The organism is Arthrobacter sp. YAF34 (assembly GCF_052113245.1).
In the GTDB taxonomy this organism is placed as follows: domain Bacteria; phylum Actinomycetota; class Actinomycetes; order Actinomycetales; family Micrococcaceae; genus Arthrobacter.
Genome location: NZ_JBFRCV010000010.1, coordinates 79,560 through 105,824, shown reverse-complemented (window position 1 = coordinate 105,824; position 26,265 = coordinate 79,560). Strand labels below are relative to the sequence as shown.

Below are 26,265 nucleotides of genomic sequence, written 5' to 3'. Positions count from 1 at the left end.
CATGCCGCACCACGGTAACGAAGAAGAGCACGGTTCTTCCGAGAGCCGCCGCGACGATGAGCAGCGGGAGAACGAGCCGCAGAAACCGGTGATCCACGACAACCGCAAGGTTGATCCGAAGACCGGCCAGGCCCGCCACCCCGGCCAGGAGCACGCCGAGTCCGGGGACGCCCTGTCCCAGGCGGAGGACATCCTCAACAGCGTTGAGGTGCCCGCCGCGGAATCGGTGGCCCAGGGTGCCGCTGGCGCGGCCGAGGCGGAGGAGCTCAGGAATGACCTTCGCCGCCTGCAGGCCGAGTACGTCAACTACCGCAAGCGGGTCGAGCGCGACCGGGCCGTGGCGGGCGAGATGGCCGTCATCGGCGTCCTGAACGCGCTGCTGCCGGTGCTCGACGACGTCGACGCGGCACGCCAGCACGGCGATCTGGCGGACGGTCCGTTCGCCGCGATCGCCGCGAAGCTGGAGACGGCGCTGAAGACGTACGGCCTGGTCCGCATTGATGAGACCGGCGTGGAGTTCGATCCGACCATCCACGAGGCCCTCATCCAGCAGCCCGGCACGGATATCGAAATCGACACCGTCAGCCAGGTCCTGCGCTCGGGATACAAGTCCGGCGACCGCGTGCTCCGCGCAGCACAAGTGATCGTGGCCGTTCCGGCGTAGTCACCTCCACGCCTTCGCGGATGAGGGGGCCCCGCCCCTACGCGTGGAGGCAAAGTCCTGACGGACTTTGCCTCCACGCTCCGGCAGGCCCGATGCCACTCCCGGGCCCCCTCATCCGCTTCGGCGTTCAGCGGTAGTCTCGCCTAAACGCTTTTTATTTGAAAGGAAACGCCATTGGCTAGCCAGGATTGGGTGGACAAGGACTTTTACAAGATCCTTGGTGTCGCCAAGGACGCTTCCGACGCCGATATTAAGAAGGCCTACCGGAAGCTGGCCCGGCAGCATCACCCGGATACCAATGCCGGCAACACAGCGTCGGAGAAAAAGTTCAAGGACATCTCCGAGGCTTATTCTGTTCTGTCGGACGCCGATGAGCGCCAGCAGTACGACGCCATCCGCGCCATGGGTGGAGGCGCACGCTTTGCGCCCGGCGGGGGCGGCGGTACTGCCGGCGGCGCGGGCTTCGAAGACCTCTTCGGCGGGCTCTTCACCGGCGGCGGCGGGCGCCATTCCGGCGGCTACAGCACCTCGGGCGGCATTCCGCCCGAGTTCGCCGACCTCTTCGGCGGCGGCGGCGGATTCGGCGGCGGGGGCCAGTCGTTCCAGCGGGCTCCGCAGAAGGGGGCGGACCGCACCGCGTCCACCTCGATCTCATTTGCCGGGTCAATCCGTGGCACCACGATCGGCCTGCGGGAACCCGACGGCGAAGTCATCGACGTCCGGGTCCCGGCCGGTATCAAGGACGGACAAAAGGTCCGCGTCCGCGGCAAGGGCCAGTACGGGCCCGCCGGCAACGGCGACCTCATGGTAACCGTCACGGTGAAGCCCCACGATTTCTACGTCCGCGACGGCGACAACCTGCGCATCCACGTCCCCGTCTCCTTCCCGGAAGCGGCTTTGGGCGCGGATATCGAGGTTCCCACGGTCGACGGGGACAAGGTCAAGGTCAGGGTCCCCGCAGGGACGCCGTCGGGCCGGACGCTGCGCGTCAAGGGCCGCGGCGTCAAGCACGCCAAAGCCACCGGCGATCTGCTGGTGACAATCGACGTCGCTGTTCCACGGAGGCTGAGCAAGGAAGCGGAGGACGCCGTGAAGGCCTTCGCCGCGGCCACCGCCGATGAGGACGTCCGCACGGGCCTGGCAGCCAAGGCCCGGCTCTAGGAACGGGAGCCAGCCATGGGCATCGACTTCGATCAGCCGATCTTCGTCATCTCCGTTGCGGCGGAACTCGCGGACATGCACCCGCAGACCCTGCGCCAGTACGACCGCATGGGCATCGTCTCGCCCAGCCGGGCCCCGGGGAAATCGCGGCGTTACTCGCAGCGGGACGTGAACATGCTCCGCGAGGTCCAGCGGCTCTCCCAGGAGGGGGTCTCGCTGGAGGGCATCAAGCGGATCCTCCAGCTCGAGAACCAAGTGGCTGCCCTGCAACGGCGCGTCAGCGAACTGAGCGAAGAACTCCAACGACGCCCCCGCCCCTTGGACTCGCGGATTTTCGCCGCGGGGACTGCCGGCGACGTCGTCAGCCTGGCCCGCGGAAAGCGTCCTCAGGCGCGGTCGCAGGCGCTCATGGTGTGGCGGCCGCGAGGGATCGAATAGAGCAGCAGCTGCGCCAAGCCAGGTAGCCGCGGCACCGAACTGAGTACTGCGAAACGGAACCGGGTGACGTGCGTTCCGATAGTCGGGTACTGCATGCGCGTGACTTCGGGCCTTGGGCTCTCGTTGAATTGGGGTGTCAGAAAGTCTGGCATGAGACGCTCACAGCTCTTTCGGGTAGCCCGGGCGCAGCCAGCGCAGCAGCGTAGACGCCGGGGGGCATCGCATGCACGAGTCAGCCGAGTTTGATCCGTCCACGTCTGCGGGCACACCGTGAGCCCCGGACTCCAGGCGGCCGTCCTGTTTGCCGGCTCGCTGCCAGGGCACATCCTCCTGTCCCTAGGGCAGACTCTCGTGGTGGTATGCCTGTGCTTCGACTTCGTCCGCGCGGTGTCCGTGCCGCGGTCCCACCGCCGCTATGTGGCCAACACAGCGTTCCGCACTCTGGCCCTTCCGTCCATCCTCGTCATGGCGTTCAGCGTGCTCCTCGATGCCGCCTCCGGCTCCTGGACAAACGTCGGCGCAGGCGTCTTCGTCATGGTCGCCGTGATCTTCCGGTGGCACCATGACACCGACGAAGACAACTGGTGGAAGGGCAAAGGAAAGGCCCTGGGCCGGTGGCTCCGGAACCGGGCGGCGTCCGGATCCCTGGTTGCTCCGGCGGCGGCGTGAAAAAGTCCTTGCCGTCCGGACGTTCCAGGGTGTCCAATCCTTAACACAAGGCCCTGCAGGGTACGAGTGGATGCGACGCCAGGAGGTTCTCATGCCGTCGAAGGGCGCCAAAACTCCGTCGAGGGGTCCCGTCCGGGGCACGTCTGATCTCCGGCGGGCAGACGCCAACGGTGCCCCGCCGCCGGAGCAGCCGGACAAGATCCGCAATGTGGCACTCGTGGGGCATTCCGGTGCCGGAAAGACCATGCTCACCGAGGCCCTGCTTGCCGCCACCGGGGCGATCGCGCGCAAAGGCTCGATCGCCGACGGAACTACCGTGAGCGACTCGGATCCCTCCGCCATCGCGCAGCAGCGCTCCGTGGCGCTGGCGGTGGTGCCGGTGTGGGCCGGGGACGTCAAGATCAATCTGCTGGACACCCCGGGCTATACGGATTTCATCGGCGAGCTGCGCGCAGGACTGCGGGCGGCGGATGCGGCGCTGTTCGTCGTCTCCGCCACCGACGACGTCGACGCCGCGACCACCGCGCTCTGGAGCGAATGCCAACGGCTCGCATTGCCGCGGGCCGTGGTAATCAGCCGCCTGGACCATCCGCGCGCGGATTTCGACGCCGCCGTCGCCCGCTGCCGGCTGGCCTTCGGTGAATCCGTCCTTCCGCTTTACCTTCCGGTTCGCGCCGACGGTGCCCTCACCGGCCTGCTCGGGCTGCTGACCGGGACGGTGTCCGAATACGCTCCTGACGAACCGGCGCCTGCCGCCCGCGCAGCGACGGACGCCGAACTCACCGGGTCCGAGTCCGCCCGGGGCGCCCTGATCGAAGGCATCATTGCCGAGAGCGAGGACGAGACCCTCATGGACCATTACCTCGGAGGGGGCGACATCGCCCCCGAGGTCCTCATCGCGGACCTGGAGACAGCCGTGGCCCGAGGGTCCTTTCATCCGGTGCTGCCGGTGTCCTCGGACTCCGGACTCGGCCTGGCCGAACTGCTCGATGTGCTGGTGCGCGGATTTCCGGCGCCGGCGGAGCATGCCGTTCCGGCGGCGACCGACCTGGACGGCGTGGCCGCCGGTCCGCTGGACTGCGACCCTCAAGGACCGCTGCTCGGCGAAGTGGTCCGCACGACGATCGACCCGTTCCTTGGGCGGGTCTGCCTGGTGCGCGTCTTCTCCGGAACGGTCCGGGAGGACGCCGCGATCCATGTGGGTGGCCGCGGCATGGCCGATCGCGGCCACGAGGATCACGACAGCGACGAGCGGATCACTCACCTCTATTCGCCGCTGGGATCGGGCCTGCGGCCGGTACCGTTCTGTGTGGCCGGGGACATCTGTGCGCTGACAAAACTGGGCACCGCCGAGACCGGCGATACAATTTCGGCCAAGGAACTGCCGCTGCTCATCGCCCCCTGGGACATGCCGGACCCGCTCATGCCCGTTGCTGTTGAAGCGGCCACACACGGCGATGAGGACAACCTGGCCCGAAACCTGGGGAAGGTCACCGCCGGAGACCCTACGCTGCGGGTCGAGCGGAACTCCGAAACCCACCAGCTGATCCTGTGGTGCATGGGCGAGGCGCACTCCGACGTCGTCCTGGGCAGGCTGCGGGACCAAGGCGTGAACCTGCAGACCGTTCCGGTGATCACCCCGCTGCGGGAGACGTTCGCCGCGCCGGCGGCTGGCCACGGGCGGTACGTCAAACAGTCCGGCGGCCACGGCCAGTACGCCGTCTGCGACATCGAGGTGGAGCCCCTCGACCGCGGCTCCGGGTTCGAGTTCGTCGACAAGACGGTGGGCGGGGTGATTCCCGGGCCGTTTATCACCTCGGTCGAGAAAGGCATCCGGGCTCAGATGCAGAAGGGCGTTTCCGCCGGGTTCCCGGTGGTGGACATCCGGGTGACGCTGCTCGGCGGAAAGACCCACAGCGTCGACTCCTCCGACGCGGCGTTCCAGGCCGCCGGCGCACTCGCCCTTCGCGAAGCCGCGGCGGCAACCCGCATCCAGTTCCTGGAACCGGTCTCGGCCGTGACCATCAGCGTTTCTGAGGAACACGTGGGCGCCGTGATGAGCGATTTGTCCTCCCGCCGGGCCCGGCTGACCGGGACCACGTCCGCCGGGGATGACAGCACCGAGATCAACGCCGAGGTCCCGGACCAGGAACTGTTGCGGTACGCAGTGGAGCTGAGGGCCTTGACCGCCGGCAGCGGCCGGTTCCGGCGCAGGTACCTGCGGCACGAACCCGTCCCGCCCACCGCGGCACCCTCGGCCCCTCCTAAGAACAGCGTCAGCCGTTGACGACCTGCGGGACGCCGAGGGCTTTGAGACCCTCAACGCCGAATTCGAGACCGTAGCCGGATTGCTTGGCTCCGCCGAAGGGGATACGGGGGTCCACAGCGCCGTGCTTGTTGATCCAGACGGTCCCGGCCTCGAGCCGGGCTGCGACCTTACGGGCTTCGGCGGCGTCGGCGGACCAGACGGAGGCGCCGAGTCCGACGTCGAGGGCGTTGGCCATGGTGACGGCCTCGTCGACGGTGCCGTAGCGGATGATCGGCAGGGCGGGGCCGAACTGTTCCTCGGTGACGAGGGGGTTGTTGTTGTCAACGTCGGCCACAAGGGTAGTGGGATAGAAGTGGCCCGGCTGGTCCGGATCCGGGTTGCCGCCCAGGAGCACGCGGGCCCCGGATTCCCTCGCGGCATTCACGAGCGTCGCGACGATGTCGTACTGCTGACGGTTTTGCAGCGGGCCCAGGACGCTGGCCTCGTCCAGTCCGTTGCCCATGGGCATGGCGGCGGCGACCGCGGTGAGTTCCTCGCAGACGGCATCGTAGATGGCATCGTGGACGTAGAGGCGCTTGAGGGCCGCGCAGGTCTGGCCGGTATTGATGAACGCGCCCCAGAACAGGCCCTCGGCAATGGCTTTCGGATCGGCGTCCGGCAGGACGATGCCGGCGTCGTTGCCGCCCAGTTCCAGGGTGAGACGTTTGACGGTGTCCGCAGAGGACTTAATGATCGCCTTGCCGGTGGCGGTGGAGCCGGTGAACATGATCTTGCCGATCGCGGGGTGTCCGGCCAGGGCCTCGCCGACGTCCCGCCCGCCCGAGACGACCGTGAGGAGGCCCTCCGGGAGCTCCTGGTTCAGGACATGGACGAGGGCCAGGACGGACAGCGGGGTGAACTCGGAGGGTTTGACCACCACGGCATTGCCCATGCGCAGGGCGGGAGCGAGCTGCCAGACGGTGATCATCATCGGCCAGTTCCAGGGACCGATCGCGCCGACGACGCCGATGGGCCGGTAGTGCAGTTCGGCGCGGGTTTCGCCGTCGTCCACCACGGTTTCCGGGTCCAGGGGCGTGACGGCGGCCGCCCGAAGCCAGGCGGCGCAGGCGCCGACCTCGAAGCGGGCGTTGGGGCCGTTGAGCGGCTTGCCTTGTTCGCGGGAGAGCAGGCGTGCCAGTTCCTCGGCGGAGCGCTCGACGGCGTCAGCGGCCCTCAGGAGTGCGGCGCTACGCGCGTCGTGGCCCAGTGCGGCCCAGGCAGGCTGCGCGGCCGCGGCTGCGGCGATGGCCCGCTCGAGGTCCTGGACGGTGTGGACGGGCGCGACCCCGACCGGTTGGCCGGTGGCGGGGTCCGGGATGGTCCGGCCCTCGCCGGCGGTCGGGGCAATCGCGGCGAGAAGGGCGTCGTAGGTTTCCATGGGTGTACTCCACATCGAGTAGTTGAGGCGACGGGTTATTGAAGAGCTGCATTGTTCAAGCACTGCATTGTTAGAGGCACTGCACGCGGCGCAAGATGGTTCCAAAGCCGTACTGTCATCTCGAGTGTCCACCGGTGCTGGACCCGCGGTCTTGTCTTTGCGCGAACTGCCGTTGACCCGCTGCGAAGGATCGCGGCGGCCACGAGTGCCGTTGCGCTGGGGAACAACAACCGATCGCTGATCGACAAAGGAGTGACCGGCGTCACCTGCCATGCTGGATTTCACGGTGCAAGGCACCTCCATATTCCAGCCCGCTATTCCCCAGACTCATGACCGTTAAGAAGGATCCGATGAGCATTTCAAATTCCGAGTCCCGGACCGCAAAAGACAGTCCCCGCACGGAGCACTCCACCGCGCTGCGGGCCGGCAGCGTCGGCGTCATGGGCATTCTGTTCTTTGTCTTGTCCGCCCAGGCGCCGTTGACCGGAATCGTCGGGGCGTCACCGCTGGCCGTGGCCCTGGGTAACGGCGCCGGCGCGCCCGGCGCGTATCTGGTGGTGGGCATCGTGATAGTGCTCTTCGCCGTCGGGTTCGTCGCGATGAGCCGCAAGATCCAGGCCAACGGCGCCTTCTACGCCTATGTCACGGCAGCCTTTGGGCGAAAGATCGGAGCAGGAGCGGCGTGGCTCGCACTCCTCGCGTACAGCACGGTCCAGGCCGCGATGTACGGGCTGTACGGCGCGGCGTTCTCGGGCGTCCTCGGAACCGCCGGGATCGCGGTTCCCTGGTGGCTGCTGGCCGTGGTCACCATGGCGGGCGTGCAGGTGCTGGGATCTCTCAACATCGAACTCGGGGCGCGCGTTCTGGCAGTCCTCGTAGGCCTGGAGGTGGCCATCCTGCTCATGTTCGGCTTCACCGTGCTGGTGCGCGGCGGCGGACCGGAAGGGATCAGCCTGGCGGCATCGTTCTCTCCTGCGGCGATAGGCGCAGGCGCCCCCGGAGTGGCCATTATGTTCGCTGTCGCTTCGATGTTCGGCTTCGAATCCACGGCCATCTACTCGGCCGAAGCCAAGGACGCCCACCGCACGGTGGCCCGTGCCACGTATCTTTCGGTGGGGGTCATCTCAGTGTTCTTCTCCTTCATTTCGTGGATGCTGGTCAGCTACTACGGCCCCTCGCACGTCATTGACGCAGCGGGCGCGGCTCTCGAATCGGGCGACTCCACCTCCTTCGTGCTGACACCCATGGTGGAGCTGTTCGGGCCGTGGGCCGGAACCGTCACCGGCATGCTGCTTGTGACCTCCCTGCTGGCCGGCATCATCGCCTTCCACAACGGCATCAACCGCTACCTCCATTCGCTGGCCCTGCGCGGGTCCATGCCCCGCGGTGTGGCCCGGACCAACCGGCACAAGGCCCCCGCCATCGCCGCCCGGATCCAGACCGTGGTCGCTTTCCTGCTCGTGGCGCCGTTCGCCGTGCTGTCCCTGGACCCCGTCCTGACCCTCTTTTCCTGGTTCAGCGGGCTGGCCGTCGGGGCGCTCCTGGTGCTCTACATGCTCTGCTCCCTGGCCGTCGTCGCCTACTTCCGGCGGGAAAAGGTGCCCGGCCAGCTGTGGCAGACCGTCGTGGCACCGGTGCTCGCCACCCTGCTGCTCGGCTGGGTCCTGTCCCTCGTGGTCAGCAACTTCACGGCGCTGATCGGCGGGAGCGCCGAAACGGCCGTGGGCCTGCTGGCCGCCGTCCCGATCGTGTTTGCGGCCGGCGTGCTGGTGGAAGTCGGCGTGGAGCGCAGGGCCGCAGCGGCTGCGGTCCCGGCCCCGGGACACTGACCTGCCCGAAAGTCTTATTTCGACATGTTAATCCCCGACGCCGCACCCCGGTCCGTAACATTGGAGCCAATACAGGCCTCGGCTTGCCAAGTTCGCTGTAAAGGACTAGTGCACTTTGTCTCTCGAATCATTGCCCGTCCTGGACTTCTCTCGATTGAGTGCGGGACCGGAAGAAGCCTCCCGGTTCCGGGATGACCTGCGCGATGCCATGCATGAGGTCGGGTTCCTCTACCTGGCCGGTCATGGCATCCCGCAGGAGCTCACCGACGCCATGCTCGACGTCTCCCGCCGCTTCTTCGAACTGCCCGACGAGCAAAAGCTCGCGGTTGAGAACGTCCACAGCCCGCAGTTCCGCGGTTACACCCGCATCGGCGGCGAACTCACGGACGGAGCGGTCGATTGGCGTGAACAGATCGACATCGGCGTCGAGAGAGCCGCCGTGGAGCCGGGTGCAGGTGTCGCTGACTACTGGCGCCTCGAGGGGCCCAACCTGTGGCCCAGTGGACTGCCCGAGATGCGGGAGGTCGTCTCGGAGTGGACCGAGCGCCTTAGCGCCATTTCCCTCACCCTGCTTCGGGCGCTGGCGGTCTCCCTCGGGGCGCCCGAGGACACGTTCGATGCCGCGTTCGCCGAGCGGGCGTTCCCCCTGCTCAAGATTGTGCGTTATCCGGGGGAATCCGACCCGGACCCGAAGCAGGGCGTCGGGTCCCACCGCGACGGCGGTGTGCTGACGCTCCTCCTCGTTGAACCCGGAAAGGGCGGACTCCAGGTCGAGTACCAGGGGAATTGGATCGACGCACCTCAGGTGCCCGGGACATTCGTGGTCAACATCGGCGAGATGCTCGAGCTGGCCACAAACGGCTACCTCAAGGCGACCCTGCACCGGGTGATCTCGCCCCTTCGCGGCACCGACAGGATCTCCCTGCCGTTCTTCTACAACCCGGCGCTGGACGCGACCATGCCCCAGCTCGCGGTGAGCCCGGAGTTTCAGGCCAAGGCCCGCGGGCTGTCGGTTGACCCGACTAACAGCCCGATTCTGGAGACCTACGGGGATAACGCCCTGCGCTACCGGCTCCGGGCGCACCCAAACGTCGCCGCAGTTCACCACGCGGATCTGCTCACGAACTGACGCCGGCGTCCCTTTCTGAAGCGGCCGGAGATCCTTGGCGGCTGGCATCTTCAAGGACCTTCATGCTCAGGCTCCGCGACGCCAGTCGCTGGGGGACACGTCGAACGCATCCCGGAAGGAGCGGCTGAAATGGGCCGCATCCAGGAAGCCCCACCGCCCGGCCACGGCTCCTACCGGCATGCCGGCCAGGAGCGGATCCCGCAGTTCGCGGCGCGCCCCTTCCAGTCGCTGGGTCCGGATCCAGCTGGCCACGGTGGTACCGGATTCGTGGAAGACATTGTGCAGGTGCCGCGTGGAAATGAAATGCGCCGCCGCGATGGAGGCCGGTGAGAGCAGCGGATCGGCCAGGTGGGCGTCGATGTACTCGCGGACGGAGGCCGCCAGGAGGGCCTGGGGCCTCATCCGGTCCGGGGACATGTCCAGCTCCGAATGCAGCATCGTTGAGACGAGATCGAGGGCGTTCGTGGCGAGGCGGGAGCCGCTGGGGCCGCTAAGGGCGTCCAGATTCTCCGCGAGGTGGGCGATGAACGGCCCGACGATCCCCGCGAGGCCGCCGTCGGAGGCCATCCGCACGGCCGAAAGCTGCGCGATGCAGTCCGCCGGCAGGGACAGCGCATCCCAGGGGAACATCACCACCATGAGCCGGGCGTCGCCCTCGAAAGCCAGCGTATAGGGGCGGCTGGTGTCGTAGATGGAGAGATCCCCGGGACGCAGCAGGGCCTCGCGGTTGTCCTGAATGAGGAGCCCGGTGCCCTGCAGCTGGAGATTGAGCTTGAAATAGCGCTGGCTGGACTGCGCAATCAGCGCCGGCGTGCGGTGGACCTCATGGCTCGTGGAGGAGACCTCGACGAGCGCCACACGGTCCAGCCTGCGGGCCCGCATGCGGCCGCGGAAGTTGTCCGCATCGGCACTCGAGGCGGCCAGCGGAACGAAGGACTCCGCGACGAGATGCCTCCAGTGCTCGAAGGATTCGGCTGTGCTGGTGCGGACGTCCTGTCCGGCGGGTTTGAGCGTCGGGCGAGCTGCAACTGCGGTCATAAGAGATCCTGACGGCGTCGTATTTCCGGGACTGTGTCATGGGACACAGTCCTTTCAGGGTAGCGCCGCCGGCAGCCGCTGTCATCTTTTTTCGACGGTCGGCGAAAAAAGATTGGCTCCGGGGTCTAGCAGCCCAGCAGGGTCAGGAACCCCTCCAGCTGCTCGTTCAGCCCGAGCTCCACCTGGCCCGCCGGGGCCAGTGCTGCCGAGATCTGTGCGCCGAGGAGGAGGTTGAGCAGCTGCCCCGCCAGGGCGGCGTCGTCGACGGCGGTGGTGACGGTGCCGGATTCCCGCGCCTCGGCAAGATGCTGCCGCATTGCCGCGAGCCATTGCTCCATCGAATCCCGGTGGATCCGGGCCTTGTCGGGGTCATTGATGGCCTTCTGCCAGAACGGAATGACAATCCGCGCCTCGTTGATCCGCTCCTCATCCAGCGGCAGCACCTCGACGCAAAACGCCCGCAGGGCCGCGAGTCCGGCCTGCCCGGCCGTGACCTCCGCGATGCGCTCGTTGGTGCGGTTGAAGACGTGCCCGAATGCGAAGGTCAGCAGGTCATCCTTGGTGGGAAAGTACGGTTTGAGGGCGCCGTTCGCAAAGCCGGCCTCCAGCGCAATTTCCCGCATGGTGGCACTTTCGATCCCGAGGCGGGCGATGATCCGCCACGTGGCGTCGACGAGTTCAAGCCGCCGCTGGTCGTGGTCGACAATCTTTGGCACCGGACAGCTCTCCAATTATTTTGCGTCGGACTCTTGTGGCACAGCTTACATTTTCGTATTCTCTACAAGTATAGAAAATAAAGTTCTGACCCGCCAGGGTCCCCGAACGAAGGCCCCCATGATGTCCGTGCAAACTGATACCCGCACCTCGCATAGCCCTTACCGCCTGGCCGCGGACGCCGAAATCACCGCAGTCAAAAGCATCCTGGGCGCTGCGGGCCTGCTCGGCGAGACCAAGCGCATCGCGTACCTTGGCTTGGTGGACCCCGCCCGGAACGCTGCGGCGGGAACCGAGGACCGCCGGTTCCGGGTCTTCGTGCACGACGTCTCTGGGGGGCGTCCATCCGACGTGACCGTCTCGGTGTCCAGCGGCGCGGTGATTTCCGTCGTCGAGCTGGATACCGCAGTGACCGGCGAGCTTCCTGTCCTGGAAGAGGAGTTCGAGGTCGTCGAGGAGCTCCTGGCCACGGACGAGCGGTGGCTTAAGGCGCTGGCCGACCGCGGCCTGGACGTCAGCAAGGTCCGCGTTGCCCCGCTGTCAGCCGGGGTGTTCGAGTACCCGGAGGAGAATGGCCGCCGGATCCTGCGCGGACTGGCCTTCGTGCAGGATTTCCCCGAGGACAGCGCGTGGGCGCATCCCGTGGACGGCCTCGTGGCGTACGTCGATGTCGTCGCCAAGACAGTGACGCAGGTTCTGGACACTGGCGCCGTTCCGGTTCCCGCAGAGCACGGCAACTACACCGATCCGGCGCTCACCGGTCCGCTGCGGACCACGCAGAAACCCATCGCCATTACCCAGCCGGACGGGCCCAGCTTCACGGTCACCGGCGGCAACCACGTCGAATGGGAAAAATGGAGCGTCGACGTCGGCTTCGACGTCCGCGAAGGGGTGGTGCTGCACAACCTCGCCTTCCAGGACGGCGGCCGCCTGCGCCCCATCATCAACCGGGCGTCCATCGCCGAGATGGTGGTTCCGTACGGGGACCCGTCGCCGATCCGGTCCTGGCAGAACTACTTCGACACCGGCGAATACCTCGTGGGCCAGTACGCCAACTCGCTGGAACTTGGCTGCGACTGCCTCGGCGAGATCACCTACCTCAGCCCGGTCATCAGCGACGCTTTCGGCAACCCCCGGGAGATCCGCAACGGCATCTGCATGCACGAGGAAGACTGGGGAATCCTGGCCAAGCACAGCGACCTCTGGTCGGGCATCAACTACACCCGCCGCAACCGCCGCCTGGTGATCTCCTTCTTCACCACCATCGGCAACTACGACTACGGCTTTTACTGGTACCTCTACCTCGACGGAACCATCGAGTTCGAGGCCAAGGCCACCGGCGTCGTCTTCACCTCCGCCTACCCGGAGGGCGGCTCGGCCAACATCTCCCAGCTCGCCCCCGGACTGGGCGCGCCGTTCCACCAGCACCTCTTCAGCGCGCGGCTGGACATGGCGATCGACGGCTTCACGAACCGGGTGGAGGAGGAGGACGTGGTGCGGCAGGCCATGGGCGACGGCAATGAACGGGGCAACGCGTTCTCCCGGACGCGGACCGTCCTGGCGCGCGAGTCCGACGCAGCCCGGGAAGCCGACGCGCGCAGCGGCCGGACCTGGATCATTTCCAACCCGGAATCGCGCAACCGCCTGGGGGAACCGGTGGGTTACAAGCTGCACGCCCAGGGCCAGCCCACCCTGCTGGCCGACCCGGAGTCGTCCATCGCCCGCCGCGCCGCTTTTGCCACGAAGGACCTGTGGGTCACCCGGTTCGCGGAGGATGAGCGGTACCCGACGGGGGACTTCGTCAACCAGCATGCCGGGGGAGCGGGCCTGCCGGCCTACATCGCCCAGGATCGCGATATCGACGGCCAGGACATCGTGGTGTGGCACACTTTCGGGCTGACGCACTTCCCCCGGATCGAGGATTGGCCCATCATGCCGGTGGACACGGTCGGCTTCAAGCTCCGGCCCGAGGGATTCTTCGACCGCAGCCCTGTGCTGGATGTACCGGCCGCTTCGCAGCCTGTCGCCGGCGGACACTGCCACAGCTAGACTGACGCCGTGAGTGTCGCCGCCAGTTTGGGCCGCCGGACCGTCACCGCCGGCATCGGTTTCCATTCGTGGACCTGCGCCGCCGCCACCGCGGCGTCGTGCGTCGCGCATCTGTGGCTGGTAGCCGAAAACCAGCACGGGACGTTTCTGAACGTGCTCATGCTCGCCATGGTGGCGGTGTGCCTGCCGTGCGTCGTGCACATCTGGCGCCACCGGCGCGACGGCGATCTGCGCCTGGCCAGCGCCGTCCGCCGGGTCATGGCCGCGGCACTGGCAATGACCGGGGTGCACGCGGTCCTGCTCCTGGGCGGCGCCGGGGGTTTAGGTCACCATCACGGCGTAGTTGCCGGCCCAGCGCCGTCGGGCTCCGGAGCGCTGCTGGGAGTCATCGCGCTGGAAATCACGACGGCGCTGCTCGCCGCAACGCTCCTGGCCCGGCTCAGGGCGCAGCCCGCCGCAGCATAGGCTGAGCCGGCCGGGGCCCGGATGAACCGCGTCAGTCGTTGAAGAGCCCGGCCAAGTCCTCGGCGGTGAGCGCGCCGCCGGTGAGCGCGTCGCCTTCCATGACGTCGGCGAAAAGCTGGGATTTCTTCGCCTTGAGCGCCATGACCTTCTCCTCGATCGTGTCCTTGGCGACGAGCCGGTAGACCATGACGTTCCGGGCCTGGCCGATCCGGTGGGTGCGGTCCACGGCCTGGGCCTCCGACGCCGGATTCCACCACGGGTCCAGCAGGAACACGTAGTCGGCCTCGGTCAAGTTCAGCCCGAAGCCGCCGGCCTTGAGGCTGATGAGGAACACCGGCGCGGCGCCGTTCTTGAACTCGTTGACGACGTCGGTGCGGTTGCGCGTGCTGCCGTCGAGGTAGCAGAACTCGATGTTCTCCTCGACCAGCCGCTCCCGTACCTTGCCCAGGAAGCCGGTGAACTGGCTGAAGATCAGGGCCCGGTGGCCCTCGGCCACGAGGTCCGCGAGCTGCTCGAACAGGACATCGAGCTTGCTGGAGCGGACCCCGGAGAGCGAAGGATCGATCAACGAGGGATCCAGGCTGAGCTGCCGGAGCAGCGTCAGCGACTGGAAAATCGTGAAGCGGTTCTTGTTGACATCCTCAATGAGGCCCAGGATCTTTTGGCGCTCCCGCTGCAGGTGCGTCTGGTAGACCTTCTGATGCCGCGGATTCAGCACGACTTCCAGGATCTGCTCCTGTTTGGGCGGCAGATCCCGGATGACCTGCTCCTTGGTCCGCCGCATCATGAGCGGCCGCACCCGGCGCCGGAGCTTGTCCAGCTGCGCTTTGTCGCCGTTCTTCTCCACCGGTTTCTGGTAGTACTCGGCGAACCGTTTGGGGCTGGAAAAGAGCCCTGGGGCCACAATGGAGGTCAGCGCCCAGAACTCCATCAAATTGTTCTCCAACGGGGTACCCGTGATGGCGAGCTTGAACGCGGCCGGCAGTTTGCGGGCGCACTGGTAGGCCTTGGACTGGTGGTTCTTGACGAACTGGGCCTCGTCCAGGACCAGGCCGGCCCAGGTCCGGGCGGCGTAAGCCTCGTAGTCGATCCGGAACAAGGCGTACGAGGTGATGATGATGTCCGCGCCGGCCATCGCCGCGGCCGGATCCGAGCCGCTCTTGGCGAAGGTTTCTCCGATGGCGCGCACGCTCAGCCCCGGCGCGAACCGGGCCGCCTCTGCCTCCCAGTTGCCCACCACGGACGTGGGGGCGACCACGAGGAACGGAGCAGCCCCGGAACCGGCCGGGGCTTCAGCGCCCGCGGCGGCATCCTTGGCGGCGCACATCAGGGCCAGGGCCTGCACGGTCTTGCCCAGGCCCATGTCGTCGGCCAGTACGCCGCCGAGTCCGTGACGGTACAGGAAGCTCAGCCAGTTGAAGCCCTCCAGCTGATACGGGCGCAGCTCGGCGTTCAGGGACCCGGGCAGGGGCAGGCCCTTGATGCCGCCCTCCAACAGGCCCCCAACGGACTCGCGCCACGCGGCCGCCTGCTCGTCGACGATGCCGAGGTGCGCGAGCTCGTCCCACAGCCCGGCCTGGAAGCGGCTGATCTGCAGCGGGGCGTCTTTGTCGCCCGGGTTGTCCTGCAGCGAGCGGGCCTCGTCGATCAGCGCCCGCAACTGGTGCAGCTCCGGCAGGTCCAGCGAGAAGTAAGCCCCGCTCGGCAGCAGCATGCGGGTCTGGCCGGCAGCGAGGGCGGAAAACAAGGCAGCAAAGGAAACCGGCTGGCCCTCCAGGGTGATGACGATGCCCAGATCGAACCAGTCGCGGCTGTCCGTCGCCTTCGTGGAGATCGCCACCACGGGCGCTTCTTCGGCTTCACGGTAATCCGCGATTTCGCCGGACGTGTCCACCGAAACGTCGGGAAGTTCGCGGAGCCGGGGAAGCACGTCCTCGGTGAAAGCCAGCGTGTCCAGCCCGGACAGTTCTGCCGTGGCCGCAAGCCGCGGCGTGCCCCAGCCGCCGGTCGAGGATTCGCCCAGGGCCGCCACCACGTCCCACGGCTGCCCGATGCCTTCAAGGATGCGGGCCTCGGCGGGGTCGTCACGGTAGCCGTGATCACCCGGGTGCCGCCACAACGGCTGCGCCGTGACGAGGTTCCCGGACTTGTAGTGCCATTCCCAATGCAGCCGGACCCGGTGGTCAGCGCCGTAGTTGGCCAACAGGGACAAGGTGGGGACGGCCAGCGAGGGCAGTTCCACGGACTCGTCCGACGCCGTCACCCGGGCGGTCTGTTTGAGTTTCGGGTAGAAGCCGGTCAGGAAGCGGCTTTCATCCCGGGCCGGGATGTGCAGGGTGGTTCCGCCCGTGACGAAGGTCAGCAGCTCCTCGCTGAGCCCGCTTTCCAGCGGGGCGAGGCTGATGACGGGGTCGGCCGGGGCGGTGCCGGGCAGGGCGCCGCGGTCGGAGAGCAGGAAAATCCCGTGCGCCGGGCGCCCGATGGTCCCGACCGACGCCGGGTCCACCACCTCGCCTTCTACCGTGATGGTGGGCGCGAGCTCCAGGCCGCCGTCGTCCCCGCCGGCGCCGAACCGCGCCAGGTTCAGCCCGACGGCGGCCGGCTCCTGAACGAGCCGAACCGGTTCGGCGCCGCGGCTGTGCACCAGCGCCAGGCCGATCTTCTGGGCCTGGGACAGCAGGCCCCACAGGTTCTTGCCGGCGTAGGTGTTGAGCCCCAGCCACAGCCCGGTGCCGGCATGCTGGCGGTTCGCCAGGGCGGTGTGCGAGGCGAGGAATTCCTGCATCCACTCCACATGCGCCTCGTTGCACTCGCGCCGGTAGTTCAAGTAGCTCAGGGTGCTCCAGGAGACGTCGCCGCGGATCCACTTGCCCTTGGCCCCCATGATCACGGGCCGGGCCTTGAGCTGGCGGACGCTGCGCAGCGGGTCGCGGCGTCCCGTGTAGGAAAAGTGCGGGGCGGGTTCCTCGACGTCGAACTGGAGCGCCAGCGGGGTGCCGTTGGCGGACGGGGTGATGCCGGGGCTGGCGATCAGCGGACTGAGCGCCTGCTCCCAGTCGGCCAGCTCTGGCGGCGCGGGCTGGCGGGAGAGCCGGGTGGACTCGGCCGGGGCCAGCAGCTGGATCCGGATGGCCGGGTTGTCCTCTGCAGAGAAGAGCAGGGCCGCCACATGCTTGCAGTCCTTGCGGACCGGGCAGCTGCAGACGCCCACCGTGCAGCTCCAGCCGCCCGTCTTCCGGACAAGCTTCGCCGTCGTGGAGTAGGGCACCTCGGCACCGCCCCGCACCTTGCCCAGCAGAAGCCCTGTGGCGGCGTCGAAGGACATCCCGGAAACGCGGCTCCCCATGGCGTAAGCAAGCCCGGCCGCCAGGGAGCGGTCGTTGATGGCGGGGGTCTGAATTGCCAGTGCCGCACTCTCGTCCGGATGGGATGGCATGTGCGCGCTACTTTCGGCAGGAGGTCATCTGATCCATCTTAGCGAGCCTTCGCGGGCCGCCGGAACGTCGCGCCTGCCCGCGAACGTCCCCCAAACTTCGCTTGACGTTCAACTGGGGCTCCGCCGCCGGCCGGGAAGACGGGCCTACCGTGGAGAGGTCCGGAGAACCAGCAGTCCCAGAAGCGAGGATTCCGCATGACCAACGGTACGTCCAGCACCCAGTCCGCCCACCGCTACCCGACCGTGCTGACCGCGGAGAGCCTCACCGGCGGAAACGCGGAAATTGTCGACGCGAACGTCACGGTAGTCAACGCCATGTTCGGGGAGTTGCTGATGGAGGAGGAGATTTCCCCGACCGCGCTGCGCAGCTACTACGTGGACTTCTACCTGGCCCAGGCGCTGGCCGGCGGTTTCGCCCAGTATGTGTTCACCGCGCCGGAACGCGAGGACATCGATCCGTATGTCCGGGAGGGCCTGGCGGGCATGGGCGCCGCCGCGCACCTGGACCTCTTCAACCGCACCGTGGCGGCCTTCGGCGCCCTGTCCGACACCGACGTCGAGACCTACCTCGACGGCGGCAGCGGCTGGGCGCCCGGAGACGGCCTTGAGGGAGACGGCGCAGAGGACGGGGTTTCCGACGCCGTGCGCCGCATTGAGGAGCTGGACGGGGAGTTCGAATCGGTCCTCGAGACGGAGGACATTGTGGAACTGAATGCCGCATGGCTGCGCGGCGAGCCGGACCTGCTGGTCCTTGCCGACGACGACCTCGATGCCCACATCGCGGGACGGGTGTCCCGGATTTCCGATCTCGCGGAGCGCCAGTCGGCCGCTGCGGCGGAAGCCCTCCTGGATGCGCCGGAGTTCGAGCAGATCATCCGAGAACTCTGCGACATTGCCGGGCACAGCCTGCTGCGGATCACCATGGGTGATCCGAACTACGAGCACAACGGGGAAACCACCCTGGCCTGGCACTTCACCACGGACCAGGGCGAATTCCTCATGCTGGAAGACGACGAGGAGGCCTTCATGCTGGACCCCCGGAGCAGGGAGATCCTTGCCGCCGTCGAGTTCGAAGAGGCCGACTTATAAGCGGCCCTCCCCGCGACCTTAGTACCCGCCTGCCGCGGACTTGATCATCTCCCCGGAGGGCGACACAAGGTACCAGACTCCGCCGACGCCTTGGCCCGTGATGTCTCCCGCGGCCTGGTCCTTGGAGTAGTAGTAGAGGGGCATGCCGTTAATGGTCACCTGCAATTTGCCGTTGGCCGCGGGAATGGTTCCGACTTTGCCGGTGACCCCACTGACAGTGGGGGTCGCCGACGTCGAGGTGACAGGCGGCCACGTGGTCGCGCACCCGGCGGTGCACGAACTGGTCCCGGAGTCCTTCGTATCCTTGGCGAAGGAATAGACGCTCAGTCCCTGGGCGCCCACCACGATCTGACCGGCCGTGGACTGCGCCACCGAGAGGACCGCCGCGGACATGGACGACGCGCTGCTGGACGGTGCGCTGCTGGACGGTGCGCTGCTGGATGGCGCGCCGCTGGACGGCTGCGCGGGCGTGGAGGCGGCCGCCGACGTGGGCGCAGCCGACGTCGACGTCGTTGTTGTGCCGCCGCCGCATCCGGACAACAGCGCGGCAAGGGCGAACGCGGACAAACCGATGCTGAGGTTCTTCTTCATTGCTGCTCCTTGACTCGAGCCGGCCCGACTCACCGGGACGGCGCTACCCGCTAAGACGTACGGGGGGTGCCGGATGGTTCATCTCGGGGCTGTTGTGGCGCACACTGGACTATTGGGCACACCTGTACGTCCTCTCAGGCAGGGCAACAGCGCCCGGGAGGTGGGAAATGCCGCTGGACGAGGACGTCGTCGCCGCGATTTACCGCGACCACGGGACGGCCCTGAAGCGCTTCGTCCTCGGTGCCTGCCGCGATGCGCAGCTCGCCGACGACGTCGTCCAGGAGACGGTGCTGAGGGTCTGGCAGCAGGCGCCGCAGATCACGGGGAGCCTGCGCAGCTACCTGTTCCGGACGGCCCGCAACATCATGATCGACAACTACCGCAAGGCCAAGCGGCGCCCGCAGGAAACCGGCGAACGCGATGTGGCGGACACCCCCGACGGCGCAGGTGCCGCCGGGCGGATCGATGACCTGCTCAACAAGGTCCTCATGGAGGAAGCCCTCCTGCGGCTCAGCGCCGAACACCGCGAAGTCCTGGTGGCCCTTCACTACCGCCGGTACACAGTCCAGGAGGCATCGGTCCAATTGAAGATCCCCGCCGGAACGGTGAAGTCCCGGGCGTTCTACGCCGTGCGGGCGCTCCGGACCATCCTCGACGAAATGGGGGTGCAGCGGTGAACGCGAGCGGGCTGCATCAACTTCTCGGCGCGTATCTGCTCGGCGGCCTGGAACCGGCCGAGGCCGCGGCCTTCGACCAGCACCTGGCCCTATGTGCGGACTGCCGCCTGGAGCTGGACGACGTCGCCAGTATCCCCGCGCTGCTCGACGCGGTCCCGGTGTCCGACGCCGTCGCGCTCACCGCCGCGGCCGCCGGGTGCCTGGCCCTGGGGATCGCGGCCGGTCCGCTGGTGGCTCCGGCCATCAAACCGGACGCGAGCTATTCCGTGGCGGCAAGCAGCGGGCTGCAGGTCACGGTGGGACTCGTCAAGAAAACCTGGGGCACCGAGCTGGCCGTGGACGGCCGGAGCCTGCCCGTCGACGGGACCCTCTCGCTCTGGGTGAAAGACCGCGACGGCGGCGAAGACCGCGCCTGCGCGTGGACCGCCACGCCCACCGGCAGGGTCCGGATCACCGGGGCGACGCCGGTGCAACTGGCCAGGATCGCCAGCGTCGAGATGCGCGACCAACGCCAGCAGACCGTGGCTGTCATCGCCGTGCCGCAGGGCTAGGGCACGTTACGCGTCTCGATTAGCCGACTTACATTTTCGCCAGCCTGGCCCGCATTACCATGAAGATGCCGTAGCAGATCAGTCCGACACCGACGGCAGCCAGCATGTATACGCCCATGGGTTGTTCGCGCAGGGCCTTCAGGCCGCCGTCGAGCCCCGTTGACTCGTCCGGGTCTGCTTTCCAGGTGGCGATGACGATCAGCAGCCCCGTCAGCAGCAGGGCGACGCCCTTGGCGGCGTAGCCAGCGATACCCGTGACGGTCACCGCGGTCCGGGCTTGGCTGTTGGACGGCATGCGCAGGTACTTGATGAAGGACTTCTTGAAGCCGCGGATGGCGTAGACAACCCCGGTGACGGCCACGGCGCCGCCGAGGATGAACAGGAGCAGGATTCCGCCCGGCGCGTGCATGAGTTGCAGGGTGAGGTCGCTCGTGGAGCGGCGGTGGTCAGCCCGGGCGCCGATGGCGACGGACGCCAGCGTGAGGGCGAACCCGGTGTACACGACGGCCTGGAGGGCGGCCTTGAGCTTCTTGCCGACCTTCTTCTTCGTGGGCAGGTGCTCGAAGTCGAAAATGGCGTCACTGGCCTGCCAGATGGCCAGCGCGACGCAGGCGGCGAAGGAACTCCAGAGCAGCAACGGTCCCGCAGGCGCCAAGGCGAGCTGTTCTACGGCACCGCTGACGTCGGCCTGGCCCTTGCCGCCCATGGCGAGCCGGATCGCGACGAGCCCGATCAGGAAATGCAGGAGCCCCGACACGGCGAACCCGGCCCGAGCCACCACTTCGAGCGGCTTCGAATTCGTGACGTCTTCGGCGACGTCCGCGGCGTCTTTAAGTTCTCGTTTGATGATGCTTCCTTAGTGCTACCCAATGGGATTCCTGCCGGAGCTGACGTCCCGGTAACTCAACTTCCGTAATCGTGCCACGCGGCGGCGTTCGGGAACAGATTCCCGGGCCCGGAGGTGCCTAGCGGCGTCGGTAGCTGAGGTCGAAGATCAGCCTGCCGGCGTCGTGCGCCTTGTTCTCGAAGCTGGTGAGAATCCGGCCCTCAAACCGTGGCGCCCAGCCGCCGGTCGTGTCGACGCCTTCGTTGGGCCCGGTGTGCTCGGTGCTGACCGGCGCCCGGCCCTCCTTGACGGGTGCTCCGCCGACGAGGGACTCGACACCGGATTCCCAGACCTGGGTCAGGGGGCTTTCGGCACCGGCGCGCTCGCCGGCGTGCAGGTTCTCGAAGGCCGCGGAGCCGGCCATGACCTCGCGCACGTGGACGGCGTAGTTGGACCAGTCGGTTGCGATCCGGAAGATGCCGCCGGGCTTGATGGCGCGGGCGGCGAGTTCGGCGAAGGCCGGCTGGATGAGGCGGCGCTTGTGATGCCGGGACTTGTGCCACGGGTCCGGGAAGAACACCCAGAGTTCGGTGACGGAGCCGGCCGGGAGCATGGTGGCGAGCACCTCGGGGGCGTTGGCCTCCACCACCCGGACGTTGCTCAGTTTGCGGCTGTTGATCTTGATCAGGGTGTTGGCCAGGCCGGGGGTGTAGACCTCCACGGCCAGGAAGTCCTTGTCCGGGTTTTCCTCGGCAGCGTGGCACACGGCATCGCCCAGACCAGAGCCGATCTCCACGACCAGCGGAGCCGTCCGGCCGAATTCGGCCTCCGCGTCGAAGACGTAGTCGGGGTGGACCGAGGTGTTGGCGACATGGCGGGGGACCTCCACCGCCCAGCGGTCCGAGTGTTCCTCCCACGCCGCCTGGCGGCGGCCCTGCAGGCGGGTGCCGCGGCGCACGAAGCTGACCGGACGGCCCCCGTACGTGCCGAACGAGGCCTGGCTGCCCGGGGTTACGGGGCGCGGCAGCTGGGTCTCATCCGGGGTGCCGGGCTCCGACGTTTCGGGGGATTCTGGGGATTCACTCATCCCTTCCAGAATAGTGGAGACCCGGCGACCGAAGTGATCGGCAGGATTGGTCGGACAGTGACGACGGTGACATGGCAGTCGGCGAAGGGCCTGCCAGAATGGGGTCCGTGACTGTACCGAAAAGCTCCCAGGACCCCACTGTCAGCGGCATCGGGATCGACGGCCGCCCTGGTCTGCTGGTGGACGCCGAGATCGACGACGTTCCCGCGGCGGAACCCACCCGGGTCGGCAGCCGCCGCAGCCTGGCCTACCTGGGCGTGTGCCTGGTCCTGATCGGGCTGAACCTCCGCACGGTGTTTTCGAGTTTCTCCGCGGTCCTGCCCGAGGTGACAGCCGATGCCGGGCTGCCAAGCTGGGCCGTCGTCGTCCTCACCACGGTGCCGGTGACCCTGCTTGGGGTCTTCGCCCCGCTCGCCCCTGTCCTGGCTCGCCGCTTCGGCGCCGAGCTGGTATTGCTCGGTGCCATGGCGGTTCTCACTGGAGGGCTGCTGCTGCGGCCGGTGGAGCTGCCGGGAGCCGGTCACCTGCCGGCCCTGTTCGCCGGAACCGCCGCGTGCGGCGCCGCGATTTCGCTCTGCAACGTGCTGCTGCCGGGCGTCGTCAAGCGCGACTTCCCACACCGTCTGGGCCTCATGGGAGGCCTCTACACCACGGCGATCTGCGCCTCGGCTGCCCTGGGTGCCGGCTTCACCTTCCCCGTTTTCCGGGCAACCGGGCAGTGGACAGCGGCGCTTTGGGTCTGGGCGCTGCCCGCTGGCGTCGTTCTTGCCCTGTTCCTGCCGCTGGCCATCAGGCAGCGGCACGCCCGGCACCAGACTTCACACGGCGGCGTAAATGTGTGGCGCTCGGCGGTCGCGTGGCAGGTGACCCTCTTCATGGTCCTGCAGGCCATGATGTCCTTCAGCGTTTTCGCCTGGCTGGCCCCGATCCTGCGCGAACGGGGGGTCGACGGCGGCACCGCCGGCCTGATCGTCGCGGCCTCGATTGTGCTGCAGATGCTGGGCTCGCTGTTCGCGCCGACGCTGGCCACACGGTTCCGGGACCAGCGCGCCATCAACACGGTGGTGGCCCTCATGACCGGGGGAGGGTTCGCGCTGAGCATCTTCGGTCCCACCGAATTCCTCTGGCTGTGGACCGGCTTGCTGGGCCTGGGCCAAGGCAGCCTGACCGCCGCCGCACTGACCCTGATCATGGTCCGCACCCGCGACGGGCACACCGCGGCGCATCTCTCCGGCATGATGCAGGGCGTGGGCTATGGGCTTGGCTCCAGCGGCACCCTCCTGGTCGGCCAGCTCCACCAGTCCACCGGATCCTTTGCAGCGGCGGGCGTACTCTTCTTGCTGGTGGGTTCGTTGGCCGCCTTGTTCGGGTACCGGGCCGGGCGGGACCGCTTCGTCGGCGGCTGACCCCGTCAACACGATGCGCTGGCAGTTATGCCTCCAGAAGAGCCATAACTGCCAGCGCATTCGGGTCGACCCTGCTACAGAGGGTCAACCCTGGATCAGAGGGTGAGGTCCTTGCCCTTCGTTTCCGGGATGGTGAAGACGACGACCGCGGAGACGGCGAGGAGAAGCACGGCGTACAGGTTGAACAGCCCCGGCATCTGCACGGTGGTGCCGAGCCACTGCTGGAGGTAGGGCGCGGTGCCGCCGAATACCGCCACGCAGATCGAGTAGGGCACTCCGACGCCCACGGTGCGGATGCTCGTGGGGAACAGCTCGGCGTAGACGGCGGGAACGATCGCTGCGCTGGCGGCGATGAAGATCAGCATGACGGACATACTGACGGCCAGCTGCCAGGCGGAATCCTTGAGCAGCGCCGTCATCGGAAAGTGCAGGACTCCTGCGCCGATCGCGCCGGCCCACAGCACCTTCTTGCGCCCGATGCGGTCCGCCAGCTTGCCCCAGAAGGGCAGCGCCGCGATGAACACGATGTTGCCGATCACCCCGGCCCACAAGGCCTCGCCGCGGTCGATCTTCAGGGCGGTGGTGGCGTAGCTGGGGGCGACGACACCCCAGATGTAGTAGATCACCGTCAGGCCCACGGTCAAGCCGATCACCTGCAGGGCCTGCCTGCGGTGGCGGACGATCTGCGGCCAGATCGGGGCGCGTTTCTCCGCCGAAGCCTCGCCCGCGAAAACGTCCGTTTCATGCAGCCGGGACCGCATGATCAGCGCGTAGAGGCCCATGGCGGCGCCGATCAGGAACGGGACGCGCCAGCCCCAGGCATTCATGACCTCGGTGCTCAGGGCCATGTTCAGCACGGCACCCAGCAGGGTGCCGAACAGGATTCCCACGGTGCCGGAGGTGTAGATCAGGGTGGCCCAGAAGCCGCGGTGTTCCTTCGGCGCCATTTCGGACAGGTACGTCTGCGACGACGGCAGTTCACCGCCGTGCGCCAGGCCCTGGACCAGGCGTGCCACCAGGAGCATCAGCGAGGCCCAGGCGCCCACCGCCGCGAAGGTCGGCGCGATGCCGATCATCAGGCTGCCCACGGACGCGAGTCCCACCGCGAGGGTCATGGAGGCCTTGCGGCCGATCCGGTCACCGATCCAGCCGAACAGGAAGCCGCCGAAGGGGCGGGCAACGAAGCCGACGGCGAAAATCGCCAATGTGGACAGCACCGCCGAGGCGGGATCAGCCTTACTGAAGAGCTGGCTGGCGATGAACGGCGTGAACGTGGCGTAGATGGCCCAGTCGTACCATTCGACGGCGTTGCCGATGCCGGTGCCGATAAGTGTCTTGCGGGTGGATGTCCGGGTTGCCGGCGGCGTGGACGTGATAGTAGTCATGGTCGTCTTCCTCGGGGGTGCGGCTAGGAAAGGGTGGAGGCGCCGGTGGCCGGGCTGCCCGCGGCGGGACCCCGCGCTGCAGAAAGCACGGCCAGCCTCGAGATGGCGAGCTCCGCGTAGAGTGCGGCGCCGTCTGCCAGCACGGCGTCGTCGAACGTGGCGTACGGGGAGTGATTGAACGCGGATGCGGCGTGGTCGGCGTCCCGGGGGACGGCGCTCAGCCCGATGAACGTGCCGGGCACCTCGGCGAGAACCCTGGAGAAGTCTTCGGAACCGCTTAGCGGGGTGGCCCAGCGGGAGAGCCGGGAATCGCCGAACAGGCCTTCGATGACGTTTTCCGCGGTGTGCGTTTCGTCCTCGTCCGTGATGGTGAGCGGATACTCCTGCTGGTAGTCGACGTCGACGTCGAGGCCGTGCGCCGCCGCGATTCCCTTCAGCAGTCTCGGAACGGCGTCCATCATTTTCTGCCGGGCTTCCTCGGAGAAGGTCCTGATGGTGGCCTCGATGCGGGCGGTTTCCGGGATGATGTTGCGCTTGGTGCCGGCCTGGAGGACCCCCACGGAGAGGACGACGGGATCGAACATGTTGAACTGGCGGGTGACCATGACCTGGAGTGCGGTGACCATTTCGGCGGCCGCCGTCACAGGGTCCTTGGCCGAATGCGGGGCCGAACCGTGGCCGCCGGCGCCGAGGACGGTGACCATCAGGCCGTCGGACGCGCTGAGCATGACGCCGGGCTTGGTGCAGAACGTGCCGTGCGGTTCCAGGGCGGAAAACACGTGCATGCCGTAGGCGGCGTCCACCCGCCGCCCGGGGGCATCCAGCACGCCTTCGCGGATCATGTGCCCGGCGCCGTCGAAGCCTTCCTCGCCGGGCTGGAACATCAGGACAACGTCGCCGGCCAGCCGGTTCGGGTGTTCGGCCAGGAGCGTGGCCGCTCCTGCCAGCATGGCCGTGTGCAGGTCGTGGCCGCAGGCGTGCATGGCACCGTCGATCCTGGACGTGAAGTCCACGCCGCTCTTCTCCTGCACCGGCAGGGCGTCCATGTCCGCGCGCAGGAGCACGGCCGGCCGGCCGGCGGCGGCCGCCCCGGATGCCTGGCCGCGCAGTACCGCGGTGACCGACGTCGTGTCCTGGCCCAGGGTGATCTCATAGCCGAGCCCGTCGAGGGCTTTGAGCACCTTCTCCTGGGTGCGGGGCAGCGTCAGGCCGATCTCCGGCTCCCGGTGCAGTTCATGGCGGAACCGGGCAAGGTCCGCCTGCATGTCCCGGGCGTCTGCGGTGATAGGCACGTGTTCTCCTTCAGCTGTCGATATTGGTGTGGTGCGGGTCGGGCAAGGACTGCCTGCGTCTATTCTCAAGTGACATGGTTCAC

23 protein-coding genes are annotated in these 26,265 nt (G+C 67.7%); 14 read left to right on the top strand and 9 right to left on the bottom strand.

All coding sequences use genetic code 11. The features are described from left to right. Position 1 precedes the first annotated feature (1 nt). From AB4Y72_RS13645 to AB4Y72_RS13625, 5 genes are all read left to right on the top strand, one after another. Entirely contained in the window at positions 2–664 is a 663-nt protein-coding gene (locus tag AB4Y72_RS13645) for a nucleotide exchange factor GrpE (protein ID WP_441426696.1), read from the top strand. A 174-nt stretch (positions 665–838) separates the two neighbouring features. Further along, positions 839–1,825: a DnaJ C-terminal domain-containing protein gene (locus AB4Y72_RS13640; protein WP_441426695.1), complete on the top strand. Its 987-nt coding sequence runs from the start codon at positions 839–841 to the stop codon at positions 1,823–1,825. Between the two features lie 15 nt (positions 1,826–1,840). Next, positions 1,841–2,263, top strand: a complete 423-nt coding sequence (locus AB4Y72_RS13635; protein WP_441426694.1) for a heat shock protein transcriptional repressor HspR — start codon at positions 1,841–1,843, stop codon at positions 2,261–2,263. A 270-nt stretch (positions 2,264–2,533) separates the two neighbouring features. Then, complete coding sequence (locus AB4Y72_RS13630; protein ID WP_441426693.1) at positions 2,534–2,932, top strand: hypothetical protein; 399 nt, start codon at positions 2,534–2,536, stop codon at positions 2,930–2,932. 91 nt (positions 2,933–3,023) lie between these two features. Then, the gene (locus tag AB4Y72_RS13625) at positions 3,024–5,219 is read left to right on the top strand and encodes an elongation factor G-like protein EF-G2 (protein ID WP_441426692.1); all 2,196 of its coding nucleotides are present in this window, start codon (positions 3,024–3,026) and stop codon (positions 5,217–5,219) included. On the opposite strand, the gene AB4Y72_RS13620 is transcribed toward AB4Y72_RS13625, so the two are convergent. Next, a complete protein-coding gene (locus AB4Y72_RS13620; RefSeq protein WP_441426691.1) occupies positions 5,209–6,618 on the bottom strand; it encodes an aldehyde dehydrogenase family protein in 1,410 nt (469 codons plus the stop codon). The two genes, AB4Y72_RS13625 and AB4Y72_RS13620, sit on opposite strands and share 11 nt — an antisense overlap. A gap of 350 nt (positions 6,619–6,968) precedes the next feature. On the opposite strand from AB4Y72_RS13620, the gene AB4Y72_RS13615 reads away from it, so the two are divergent. Further along, entirely contained in the window at positions 6,969–8,447 is a 1,479-nt protein-coding gene (locus AB4Y72_RS13615) for an APC family permease (RefSeq protein WP_441426690.1), read from the top strand. A 115-nt stretch (positions 8,448–8,562) separates the two neighbouring features. Then, on the top strand, positions 8,563–9,576 hold the full coding sequence (locus AB4Y72_RS13610; protein WP_441426689.1) for an isopenicillin N synthase family dioxygenase: 1,014 nt from the start codon (positions 8,563–8,565) through the stop codon (positions 9,574–9,576). 66 nt (positions 9,577–9,642) lie between these two features. Here AB4Y72_RS13610 and AB4Y72_RS13605 read toward each other — a convergent pair whose 3' ends face one another. Then, positions 9,643–10,614: a helix-turn-helix domain-containing protein gene (locus tag AB4Y72_RS13605; protein WP_441426688.1), complete on the bottom strand. Its 972-nt coding sequence runs from the start codon at positions 10,612–10,614 to the stop codon at positions 9,643–9,645. Positions 10,615–10,739: 125 nt separating this feature from the next. Beyond that, entirely contained in the window at positions 10,740–11,330 is a 591-nt protein-coding gene (locus AB4Y72_RS13600; RefSeq protein WP_441426687.1) for a TetR/AcrR family transcriptional regulator, read from the bottom strand. Positions 11,331–11,448: 118 nt separating this feature from the next. Here AB4Y72_RS13600 and AB4Y72_RS13595 point away from each other — a divergent pair, with 118 nt between their 5' ends. After that, positions 11,449–13,377 (top strand): primary-amine oxidase, encoded by a 1,929-nt coding sequence (locus AB4Y72_RS13595; RefSeq protein WP_441426686.1) that lies wholly within the window; start codon positions 11,449–11,451, stop codon positions 13,375–13,377. 9 nt (positions 13,378–13,386) lie between these two features. Next, positions 13,387–13,842: a hypothetical protein gene (locus AB4Y72_RS13590; protein WP_441426685.1), complete on the top strand. Its 456-nt coding sequence runs from the start codon at positions 13,387–13,389 to the stop codon at positions 13,840–13,842. Positions 13,843–13,873: 31 nt separating this feature from the next. Here AB4Y72_RS13590 and AB4Y72_RS13585 read toward each other — a convergent pair whose 3' ends face one another. Beyond that, a complete protein-coding gene (locus AB4Y72_RS13585; protein ID WP_441426684.1) occupies positions 13,874–17,278 on the bottom strand; it encodes a DEAD/DEAH box helicase in 3,405 nt (1,134 codons plus the stop codon). 195 nt (positions 17,279–17,473) lie between these two features. Between AB4Y72_RS13585 and AB4Y72_RS13580 the strand changes: the two genes are divergently transcribed. Beyond that, positions 17,474–18,367, top strand: coding sequence for a DMP19 family protein (locus AB4Y72_RS13580; protein WP_441426683.1), 894 nt, complete (start codon positions 17,474–17,476; stop codon positions 18,365–18,367). 18 nt (positions 18,368–18,385) lie between these two features. On the opposite strand, the gene AB4Y72_RS13575 is transcribed toward AB4Y72_RS13580, so the two are convergent. After that, positions 18,386–18,760, bottom strand: a complete 375-nt coding sequence (locus AB4Y72_RS13575; RefSeq protein ID WP_441426682.1) for a COG4315 family predicted lipoprotein — start codon at positions 18,758–18,760, stop codon at positions 18,386–18,388. Between AB4Y72_RS13575 and AB4Y72_RS13570 the strand changes: the two genes are divergently transcribed. The 3 genes from AB4Y72_RS13570 (at position 18,759) to AB4Y72_RS13560 (ending at position 20,186) form a co-directional block, all read left to right on the top strand. Then, entirely contained in the window at positions 18,759–18,971 is a 213-nt protein-coding gene (locus tag AB4Y72_RS13570; protein WP_441426681.1) for a hypothetical protein, read from the top strand. The genes AB4Y72_RS13575 and AB4Y72_RS13570 overlap by 2 nt on opposite strands. 154 nt (positions 18,972–19,125) lie before the next feature. Next, a complete protein-coding gene (locus AB4Y72_RS13565) occupies positions 19,126–19,635 on the top strand; it encodes a sigma-70 family RNA polymerase sigma factor (RefSeq protein WP_441426680.1) in 510 nt (169 codons plus the stop codon). Beyond that, on the top strand, positions 19,632–20,186 hold the full coding sequence (locus AB4Y72_RS13560; protein ID WP_441426679.1) for a zf-HC2 domain-containing protein: 555 nt from the start codon (positions 19,632–19,634) through the stop codon (positions 20,184–20,186). Before AB4Y72_RS13565 ends, AB4Y72_RS13560 begins: the two co-directional genes overlap by 4 nt. Before the next feature lie 28 nt (positions 20,187–20,214). Here AB4Y72_RS13560 and AB4Y72_RS13555 read toward each other — a convergent pair whose 3' ends face one another. After that, on the bottom strand, positions 20,215–20,967 hold the full coding sequence (locus AB4Y72_RS13555) for a DUF1206 domain-containing protein (RefSeq protein WP_441426678.1): 753 nt from the start codon (positions 20,965–20,967) through the stop codon (positions 20,215–20,217). Positions 20,968–21,151: 184 nt separating this feature from the next. Next, a complete protein-coding gene (trmB, locus tag AB4Y72_RS13550) occupies positions 21,152–22,099 on the bottom strand; it encodes a tRNA (guanosine(46)-N7)-methyltransferase TrmB (protein ID WP_441426677.1) in 948 nt (315 codons plus the stop codon). Positions 22,100–22,197: 98 nt separating this feature from the next. Between trmB and AB4Y72_RS13545 the strand changes: the two genes are divergently transcribed. Next, a complete protein-coding gene (locus AB4Y72_RS13545) occupies positions 22,198–23,505 on the top strand; it encodes an MFS transporter (protein ID WP_441426676.1) in 1,308 nt (435 codons plus the stop codon). A gap of 95 nt (positions 23,506–23,600) precedes the next feature. Here the strand turns inward: AB4Y72_RS13545 and AB4Y72_RS13540 are convergent, their stop codons facing one another. After that, entirely contained in the window at positions 23,601–24,890 is a 1,290-nt protein-coding gene (locus AB4Y72_RS13540) for an MFS transporter (RefSeq protein WP_441426675.1), read from the bottom strand. Positions 24,891–24,913: 23 nt separating this feature from the next. Continuing rightward, positions 24,914–26,182 (bottom strand): M20 metallopeptidase family protein, encoded by a 1,269-nt coding sequence (locus AB4Y72_RS13535; RefSeq protein ID WP_441426674.1) that lies wholly within the window; start codon positions 26,180–26,182, stop codon positions 24,914–24,916. Positions 26,183–26,265 lie beyond the last annotated feature (83 nt).